Origin of the sequence: Streptomyces sp. NPDC050164, assembly GCF_044459945.1 — a bacterium.
Taxonomy (GTDB): domain Bacteria; phylum Actinomycetota; class Actinomycetes; order Streptomycetales; family Streptomycetaceae; genus Streptomyces; species Streptomyces coeruleorubidus_A.
The window spans coordinates 1-9,175 of record NZ_JBITJK010000080.1 but is presented as its reverse complement, the minus strand read 5'-3'; the positions used below and the strand labels follow the sequence as shown (position 1 = coordinate 9,175).

General features: G+C 70.4%; 9 protein-coding genes. 7 read left to right on the top strand and 2 right to left on the bottom strand.

The window, feature by feature from the left end; all coding sequences use genetic code 11:
• Positions 1-203 precede the first annotated feature (203 nt).
• The 6 genes from ACIBNA_RS44740 to ACIBNA_RS44715 all read left to right on the top strand — a co-directional run bounded on the left by ACIBNA_RS44740 (position 204) and on the right by ACIBNA_RS44715 (position 6,584).
• Positions 204-374: a Trm112 family protein gene (locus ACIBNA_RS44740; protein WP_399171213.1), complete on the top strand. Its 171-nt coding sequence runs from the start codon at positions 204-206 to the stop codon at positions 372-374.
• Between the two features lie 125 nt (positions 375-499).
• The gene (locus tag ACIBNA_RS44735) at positions 500-1,627 is read left to right on the top strand and encodes an SIS domain-containing protein (protein WP_399171211.1); all 1,128 of its coding nucleotides are present in this window, start codon (positions 500-502) and stop codon (positions 1,625-1,627) included.
• Between the two features lie 55 nt (positions 1,628-1,682).
• Positions 1,683-2,834 (top strand): mannose-6-phosphate isomerase, class I, encoded by a 1,152-nt coding sequence (manA, locus tag ACIBNA_RS44730; protein ID WP_399171209.1) that lies wholly within the window; start codon positions 1,683-1,685, stop codon positions 2,832-2,834.
• 153 nt (positions 2,835-2,987) lie between these two features.
• Positions 2,988-3,968: a cation diffusion facilitator family transporter gene (locus ACIBNA_RS44725; protein ID WP_399171207.1), complete on the top strand. Its 981-nt coding sequence runs from the start codon at positions 2,988-2,990 to the stop codon at positions 3,966-3,968.
• Positions 3,969-4,331: 363 nt separating this feature from the next.
• Positions 4,332-5,789 carry an adenosylhomocysteinase gene (gene ahcY, locus ACIBNA_RS44720; RefSeq protein WP_399171205.1) on the top strand — a complete coding sequence of 486 codons (1,458 nt, stop codon included), beginning with the start codon at positions 4,332-4,334 and terminating at the stop codon, positions 5,787-5,789.
• A 180-nt stretch (positions 5,790-5,969) separates the two neighbouring features.
• Positions 5,970-6,584 carry a hypothetical protein gene (locus tag ACIBNA_RS44715; protein WP_399171203.1) on the top strand — a complete coding sequence of 205 codons (615 nt, stop codon included), beginning with the start codon at positions 5,970-5,972 and terminating at the stop codon, positions 6,582-6,584.
• Between the two features lie 36 nt (positions 6,585-6,620).
• On the opposite strand, the gene ACIBNA_RS44710 is transcribed toward ACIBNA_RS44715, so the two are convergent.
• Entirely contained in the window at positions 6,621-7,643 is a 1,023-nt protein-coding gene (locus ACIBNA_RS44710) for an RDD family protein (protein WP_399171201.1), read from the bottom strand.
• A gap of 128 nt (positions 7,644-7,771) precedes the next feature.
• Here ACIBNA_RS44710 and ACIBNA_RS44705 point away from each other — a divergent pair, with 128 nt between their 5' ends.
• The gene (locus ACIBNA_RS44705; RefSeq protein WP_399171199.1) at positions 7,772-8,779 is read left to right on the top strand and encodes a stage II sporulation protein M; all 1,008 of its coding nucleotides are present in this window, start codon (positions 7,772-7,774) and stop codon (positions 8,777-8,779) included.
• A gap of 132 nt (positions 8,780-8,911) precedes the next feature.
• On the opposite strand, the gene ACIBNA_RS44700 is transcribed toward ACIBNA_RS44705, so the two are convergent.
• Positions 8,912-9,175 (bottom strand): hypothetical protein (locus ACIBNA_RS44700; RefSeq protein ID WP_399171196.1); only part of this gene is annotated, 264 nt, incomplete at its 5' end.

The window sequence follows — 9,175 nt, the reverse complement described above, 5'->3', positions numbered from 1 at the left end:
ATGCTCCGCGACGGCACCTTCTACGAACCCCGCCTCCCCGAAGCAGCCATCGCATGACCAACCCAGGCTTGACGAAGGACATAGAGGCACCCCCCGCCGCACGTATCAACCACCCCCGCCCCCACCGGCGGTACCCTGACCAGGCACATCCGCACCACCCCAAGCACCAACACCACCCCGCCCGATCCCCGAAGGGACCCCGCATGGCCATCGAAGCCGGCCTCCTCGAAATCCTCGCCTGCCCGGCCTGCCACGCTCCCCTCAAGGAGCAGGACACCGAACTGCTCTGCACCGCCCAGAACTGCGGCCTGGCCTACCCCGTCCGCGACGGCATCCCCGTCCTCCTGGTCGACGAGGCCCGCCGCCCCGCGTAGACCCGACCGGGGCAGACCCACCCGCGTGAACCCCGGTGCACATAGCCCCCGGCACAGCGGGCACCGACGTAGGACATCCGCAAAACGGGCCCGGAACGGACCCCGGCGATCGGAGGCTGCCGCCCATGCTCGACGAATCGCTGCTCGACTCCCCGGAGGGCCTCTCCGAGGCCGACCACCGCGGGCTGCTCCGCGGCGCCGCGGAAGCCGGCGCCCGCGTGCGCACGGCCGCCCGCCACTCCGCCGAAGCCGGCATCAAGGACCTCAAGCCCGACGGCCGCCCCCGCGCCGTCCTCATCGCCGGCCCGGGCGCCGCCGCCACCCACGCCGCCGACCTCCTCGGCACCCTCGCCGGCGCCGGCAGCCCGGTCACGCGGCTGGCCCCCAGCGGCGTCGCCCCCGCCGCGGGCGCCCTGCGCTGGGAACTGCCCGGCTGGGTCGGCTCCGTCGACCTCCTCCTGATCACCACCCCGGACGGCACCGAACCGGGCCTGTCCCTCCTGGCCGAACAGGCCTACCGCCGCGGTTGCGCCGTCGTCGCCGTGGCCCCCAGCCGCTCCCCGCTCGCCGACGCGGTGAACGGCTCGCACGGCCTGTTCATCCCCATGGCGACCGCCCCGTACGACCAGGACGAGCCCCTCGCCGCCTCCGCCCCCGGCGTCCTGTGGGCGCTGCTCACCCCACTGCTGGCGCTCCTGGACCGTACGGGAGTGCTCGCCGCCCCGCAGGACGCCCTCGGCAAGGTCGCCGACCGCCTCGACCACGTCGCCGAGCGCTGCGGCCCCGCCATCGCCACCTACAGCAACCCCGCCAAGACCCTCGCCGCCGAACTCGCCGACGCGCTCCCGATCGTCTGGACCGAGGGCACCTCGGCCGGACCGGCGGGCCGCCGTTTCGCCGCCGCGCTCGCCGAACTGTCCGGCACCCCCGCGGTCGTCGCCGAGCTCCCCGAGGCCCTCGCCGCACACAGCGCCCTGCTCGCCGGCCCCCTGGCCGCCAGCGCCAACCCCGACGACTTCTTCCGCGACCGCGTCGAGGAACCCCCCGCCCTGCACGCGCGCGTGGTGCTCCTCCGCGACCGCCCCATCGGCGGCCTCACCGCCGCCCCCGGCGCCCGCGACCTGGCCCTCAGCCACGACACGCCGATCAGCGAGCTGGAACCGGAGGCGGGCGGCGAACTGGAGACCCTCGCGGAACTGATCGCCATCACAGATTTCGCCGCGGTTTACCTGGCGCTCGCTTCGAGGGCCTGATCATGCCCGGGACACCCTGACGCGCTCGCACGCCCGAACACCCAGAGAGACCCCCATGGACCGCCTCGACAACACCATCCGCCCCTACGCCTGGGGTTCCGCCACCGCCATCCCGCACCTGCTCGGCACCGAACCGACCGGCGAGCCGCAGGCGGAGATGTGGATGGGCGCGCACCCGGGCGCGCCCTCACGCACCGACCGGGGCACGCTCGTCGAGGTCATCGACGCCGCCCCGGAGAAGGAACTCGGACCGGCCGCGGTCGCCAAGTTCGGCCCCCGCCTGCCCTTCCTCCTCAAGATCCTCGCCGCCGGCGCCCCGCTCTCCCTCCAGGTCCACCCCGACCTGGAGCAGGCCAAGGAGGGCTACGCGGACGAGGAGCGCCGCGGCGTCCCCGTGGACGCCCCGCACCGCAACTACAAGGACGCCAACCACAAGCCCGAACTGATCTGCGCCCTCACCGAGTTCGACGGCCTGTGCGGCTTCCGCGACCCGCTCGCGGCCGCCGGCCTGCTCGACGACCTCGGCGTCGACTCCCTCAAGCCGTACGTCGACCTGCTGCACGCCCATCCCGAGGACGCCGCCCTGCGCGAGGTCCTCACGGCGATCCTCACCGCCGACCCCGAGGAGATGTCCCGGACGGTCGCGGAGGCGGCGGCCGCCTGCACCCGCCTCGGCGGCGCCTACGCCCCCTACGCCGACATCGCCCACCACTACCCGGGCGACCCCGGCGTCATCGCCGCGATGCTGCTGAACCGCGTCCGGCTCCAGCCCGGCGAGGCCCTGTACCTCGGCGCGGGCGTCCCGCACGCCTACCTGAACGGCCTCGGCGTCGAGATCATGGCCAACTCCGACAACGTCCTGCGCTGCGGCCTGACCCCCAAGCACGTCGACGTCCCCGAGCTCCTGCGCATCGTCCGCTTCCAGCCCAGCGACCCCGGCGTCCTGCGCCCCGAGGCCTCCCCGGACGGCGAAGAGGTCTACGAGACCCCGATCGACGAGTTCCGCCTGTCCCGCTACGTCCTCCCCGAGGCCGGCAGCGCCCACGACCTCACCCGCGCGACCCCGCAGATCCTGCTCTGCGCCGCCGGCACGGTCCGGGCGGGCGAACACGACCTGACACCGGGCCGGTCCGTCTTCGTCCCAGCCGGCGAAAAGGCCGAAGTGTCCGGAACCGGCACGCTCTTCCGGGCCACCGTCGTCGCGTGACCGTTTCGATGACCCCCGTGCTGGTGACCTGAAGCACCGCAGCCCGAGCGGGCTGCAACAATGGCCCACCGTCAAGCACGGGCAAAGCCACGGGCGCCGCACCAAGGCGGCATCCCGGCCCTGGAACGGCGTACGAAGGGACAACGCGAACATATGAGCGCGTCAGGCGGCACCAAGGCGATCGTGGCGGCACTGGTCGCCAACCTCGCGATCGCGGTAGCGAAGTTCGTGGCGTTCCTCTTCAGCGGCTCGTCGTCGATGCTCGCCGAGTCCGTGCACTCGGTCGCCGACTCCGGCAACCAGGCGCTGCTCCTGGTCGGCGGCAAGAAGGCCAAGCGCGAGGCCACCCCGCAACACCCCTTCGGCTACGGCCGCGAGCGCTACATCTACGCCTTCCTCGTCTCCATCGTCCTCTTCTCGGTCGGCGGCATGTTCGCCCTCTACGAGGGCTACGAGAAGATCAAGCACCCGCACGAGCTGACGCACTGGTACTGGCCGGTCGGGGTCCTAATCTTCGCGATCATCGCCGAGTCCTTCTCCTTCCGCACGGCCATCAAGGAGTCCAACGTCCTGCGGGGCAAGCGCTCCTGGAAGGAGTTCGTCCGCCACGCCAAGGCCCCCGAGCTCCCGGTCGTCCTCCTGGAGGACCTCGGCGCCCTCGTCGGCCTGATCCTCGCGCTCGGCGGCGTCGGTCTCGCCCTGCTCACCGGCGACAGCGTCTGGGACGGCATCGGCACCCTCTGCATCGGCATCCTGCTCATCCTGATCGCCCTGGTCCTCGCCGCCGAGACCAAGTCGCTGCTGCTCGGTGAGTCCGCCGGCGTCGAGGAGACCCAGAAGATCGAGGCCGCACTCGTCGACGGCGACACGGTCACCCGCATCATCCACATGCGCACGCTCCACCTCGGCCCCGAGGAACTCCTCGTCGCCGCCAAGATCGCCGTCCGCCACGAGGAGACGGCCACCGAGATCGCCGCCGCCATCGACGCCGCCGAGTCCCGTATCCGCGAGGCCGTCCCGATCGCCCGCGTGATCTACCTCGAGCCGGACGTCTACAGCGAGGCCGAAGCGGCCAAGGGCTCCGACCCGGAGGCAAGCCCCGGCGGCCCCACCCCGCACGCCACCGACCACTGACACCCCCTCGTACGACTCCTCAGGCCGCGGGGCCCGCCGAACCACTCGGCGGGCCCCGCGGCCTTCCACCACTCCCGCACCTCACCGACACTCCCACCCCCGCCCGTTACGGGATCGGCTTGATGTGTTTCCCTGCGGACTGGGGATCGCAGGCGCCCCCGGTGTAGCTTGGGACGGAGCCAGACGTCGCTGCTGATGGCGGTCGGGCGGTCCCACCGCGGACCGGCCGAGGGAGAGAGGGCCTCCGACGGACTGCGCTGCGCACACGCGGGCATGCCTGTGTCCTCTTTCGGGCACCCCTGTGTCCGCCGCCGCGCAGACCAGCCGTACCCACCTCGACCCAACCCCGAGGAGCAGCTCTCAATGACGACTGTCGAAAACCGACAGGACTTCAAGGTCGCCGACCTCTCCCTGGCCGAGTTCGGCCGCAAGGAGATCACCCTCGCCGAGCACGAGATGCCCGGCCTGATGGCGATCCGCAAGGAGTACGCCGAGGCGCAGCCGCTGGCCGGCGCTCGCGTCACCGGCTCCCTGCACATGACCGTGCAGACGGCCGTGCTCATCGAGACCCTGGTCGCCCTGGGCGCCCAGGTCCGCTGGGCCTCCTGCAACATCTTCTCCACCCAGGACCACGCCGCGGCCGCCATCGCCGTCGGCCCGAACGGCACGCCCGACAACCCGCAGGGCGTCCCGGTGTTCGCCTGGAAGGGCGAGACGCTTCAGGAGTACTGGTGGTGCACGGAGCAGGCGCTGACCTGGCCGGACAGCCCCACGGGCGGCCCGAACATGATCCTGGACGACGGCGGTGACGCCACCCTCCTCGTCCACAAGGGCGTCGAGTACGAGAAGGACGGCAAGGTCCCGGACGTCGACACCGCCGAGTCCGACGAGCACCGAGTCATCCTCGAGCTCCTGCACCGCACCATCACGGACGGCTCGCAGAAGTGGACCCAGCTGGCCTCCGAGATCCGTGGCGTGACGGAGGAGACCACGACCGGTGTTCACCGCCTGTACGAGATGCAGCGCGACGGCACCCTCCTGTTCCCGGCGATCAATGTCAACGACGCCGTGACCAAGTCGAAGTTCGACAACAAGTACGGCTGCCGCCACTCGCTGATCGACGGCATCAACCGTGCCACCGATGTCCTGATCGGCGGTAAGACGGCGGTTGTGTGCGGTTACGGTGACGTGGGCAAGGGCTGTGCGGAGTCCCTGCGCGGTCAGGGCGCCCGGGTGATCGTCACCGAGATCGACCCGATCTGTGCGCTGCAGGCGGCGATGGACGGCTACCAGGTGACGACCCTGGACGAGGTCGTCGAGACGGCCGACATCTTCATCACCACGACCGGCAACAAGGACATCATCATGGCCGGCGACATGGCCAGGATGAAGCACCAGGCGATCATCGGGAACATCGGTCACTTCGACAACGAGATCGACATGGCCGGTCTGGCGAAGATCCCGGGCATCGTCAAGGACGAGGTGAAGCCGCAGGTCCACACGTGGACCTTCCCGGACGGCAAGGTGATCATCGTGCTGTCGGAGGGCCGTCTGCTGAATCTGGGCAACGCCACGGGTCACCCGTCGTTCGTGATGTCCAACAGCTTCGCGGACCAGACTCTGGCCCAGATCGAGCTGTTCACCAAGCCCGACGCGTACCCGACCGGTGTGTATGTGCTGCCCAAGCACCTCGACGAGAAGGTCGCGCGTCTCCACCTGGAGGCGCTCGGTGTGAAGCTGACCACGCTCCGTCCCGAGCAGGCCGAGTACATCGGTGTGAAGGTCGAGGGCCCGTACAAGCCGGACCACTACCGCTACTGAGCCGAGCAGCACAGCGCTGCCGAGCCCGCACCGCAGCCCGTGGTGAGCGCGTCCGTGCACTGACGCGCTCCTCGGCAGCAGCTCAGGTCCTCCGAGGCAGGCCCCCGCACCCCCGTGCCGGGGGCCTGCCCCGTTTGACGGACCAGCGACCTGCCCAGCCCGTCAAGACCCAGGACCCCCATGCCCCGCGGCCGTTATTCGCTCCACGATCCGCACGATCACACCCCCCTCGCAGAAGAACACTTCCACTGCGCCATCGGCCCCTCCGGCTGGCGCTACGTCTCCCAGCTGACCACCCCCTCAGGCGATCACCACGGCTCCGTCGACCTCACCCTCGACGAACTCGGCCGCCCCATCCGCCTCGAACTCCACGCCGCCGCCTGGCAGGTCCGCGGCGCCGCCCTCGACGGCGTCACCTGGGTCCGCACCGGCCCCACCGGAACCGACGCCACCGAAGGCAATGTGCGCGCCCACGCCTTCACCGGCACCTCCCCGGCGTTCCTCGTCGCCACCACCCGTCTCCTGCGCCTCACCCCCTCCTCGGCTGCCACCCGCGTACGCCTCGTCGCCTTCACGGACCCGGTCCTCGCCCCGCGCACCGTGGACCAGTCGTGGACCTTGCTGAAAAGAGAAGCACACGCCACTGACAACGGCCCCCTGACCGTGGACGAATACCAGGTCACAGCCCTGGACACCGGCGAACAGCACGCCGTGCACATCGCCGGCGACGTGGTGCTCGCGGCCCCCGGCATCGAGCTCGAAGACCTCGAATCACCGCCGTCGGTGTTCCCCTGAGGGCACCTCCGGCTGAACGGGCAGCCCCGCCCTCCACTACGCCGGCGGCACGAACCCGGTCCCGGGACGATCGCCCGTCGGCATCTCATGCTGCGACTCCGCGGGCCGAACCCCGCCGGACGACTCGACAACCGCACCAGAACCAGACGGCTCGGACGCCGCACCAGGCGGCACAACCGGCGGCCCGTAAGCAGCGGGCGCCGCGCCCGCAGCCGGAGCCGCGTCGGAAGCCGAAGCGCTCTCAGCAGCTGGAGCCGCAGTGGCACCCGTAGCGGTCTCAGCAGCCGGACCGGCCGACGAGGCAGCCGACCCGCTCCCGAAAGCCCGCCGAGCCTCCCGCGCCTGCCGTTCATGCACGACCGCCGCCAGATACGCCGCCGGCGGAACACCCTGCGGGACCGGAGCCCCCGTACGTTCGGCGAGATCAGACGCCAGCCGCTCCGCCATGGACCAGCCCACCTGCGGGTCCAACTGCTGCACGCGCGTCAAATACTGACGGACGGCGAGCCACAACCCGTCGGGCACCGCAGACAGATCGAGCCCGGAGAAGCGCCCCGCCAGCCAGGGCGGGGGAGGCGGCACGAATCCGGTCCGCGCGACCGGAATCCGCTCCCGCACGACGAGAGTCCCCGCGAACACATCCCCCAGCCGCCGCCCACGCGCCGACACGAACGAGGCGATACAGGCGACGACCCCGAAGGTCATGAGGATCTCGATCACCCCGATCAAGCCCCTCACCAGCGCATGCCGAAACCGGATCGGCCCTCCGTCGTCGCGCACCACACGCAGACCGCATGCCATCTTCCCGAGCGAGCGCCCGTGACTGAGAGTCTCGACCGCGATCGGCCCGCCCACCAGCACGAGGACGAACGTCGCGATCGACAGCGCCGTCTGCGCCGCCTCGTCGAGCGAGGCGGTGGAAACCACGATCGCGATGGTCACCGCAACGTAGACGGCCACGGCCACCACAAGATCCAGCAACACGGCCAGCGCCCTGCTGGGCAACCTCGCGGGGCGCAGCTCCAGCGCCACCGCCTCGCCCGTCACCAGCTCACTCACGCCTGCCGTCCTTCCCCTGCCCTGCCCCCGACAGGGCCAGTCTGCCAAGCTGAGGGCGCATCGCGTCGCAGTACGACAAGCTGATCCACGACGAGCCGCCGACGAACAGCCGAGGAGCAGGCACACCGATGGACCTCGACGTCTTCGTCTCCGCCCACCGAGCGGAGTGGGACCGCCTCGAAGCTCTGCTCCGTCGCCAGCGTCGCCTCAAGGGTGCCGAAGCCGACGAACTCGTCACTCTCTACCAACGCACCGCCACGCACCTCTCCCTGATCCAGTCCAGCGCCCCCGACCCCCAGCTGACCGGCAGGCTCAGCCAACTCGTGGCACGCGCGCGTAGCGCAGTGACAGGCACCCGACGCGCCTCCTGGCGCGACGTCACCCGCTTCCTCGCCCACGGCTTCCCCGCCGCCGTCTACAAGTCACGCCACTGGTGGGTACCCACCGCGCTGCTGTCCACGGTGGTCGCGGCCCTCCTGGGCTGGTGGATCGGCGCCCACCCCGAGGTACAGGCCTCCATCGCGGCCCCCAGTGAACTGCGCGAGCTCACCCGCCCCGGCGGCCAGTACGAGACGTACTACTCCAGCCACCCTGCCGCGAGCTTCGCCGCCCAGGTCTGGACGAACAACGCCTGGGCCGCAGCCCTGTGCCTGATCCTGGGTGTCTTCCTGGGACTCCCGGTCATCTGGATCCTCTTCCAGAACATGGTCAACCTGGGCATCGGCGTCGGCCTGATGTCCTCGGCCGGCCGCCTCGACACGTTCCTCGGTCTGGTCCTCCCGCACGGCCTGCTCGAACTGACCGCCGTCTTCGTGGCCGCCGGCACCGGCCTGCGCCTCGGCTGGACCCTCATCGATCCGGGCCCCCGCACACGGCGCACAGCTCTCGCGGAGGAAGGCCGTGCCGCCATCGGCATGGCCATCGGCCTGGCGGTGGTCCTCTTCGTCTCCGGCGCCATCGAAGGCTTCGTCACCCCCTCCGGCCTCCCCACCTGGGCCCGCATCACCATCGGAGTCGCCGCCGAGCTGGCCTTCCTCGCCTACGTCTACGTCCTGGGCGGCCGTGCCGCCCGTGCCGGCGAGACCGGCGACGTCGAGGCAGCGGAACGCAGCGCCACCGTCCCGACTGCTGCCTGAACGGCCCCGCGGCCACCTGATGTGCGACCACGTCCGTTCAACTGCTAGTCTCCTCTTCGCCCCACAGGAGCCGTTGACACGGCTCGTGTGAGGAGGTAGATTTGAACAGTTGCCTGGACAAGAGGTGCAACCTCAGATCGGCAGCAGTGAGCATCTGTCTGCTTCATGAAACGCTGATTTCATTGAAGCCCATCCCGATAAATCGGAAACGAGCGGCTGGTTAGTCCGGGCGGAAACCTCTGATAAAGTCGGAACTGCCGGAAAGGGAAACGCGGAAGCGGGAACCTGGAAAGCACCGAGGAAATCGGATCGAGAAAAGATCTGATAGAGTCGGAAACGCAAGACCGAAGGGAAGCGCCCGGAGGAAAGCCCGAGAGGGTGAGTACAAAGGAAGCG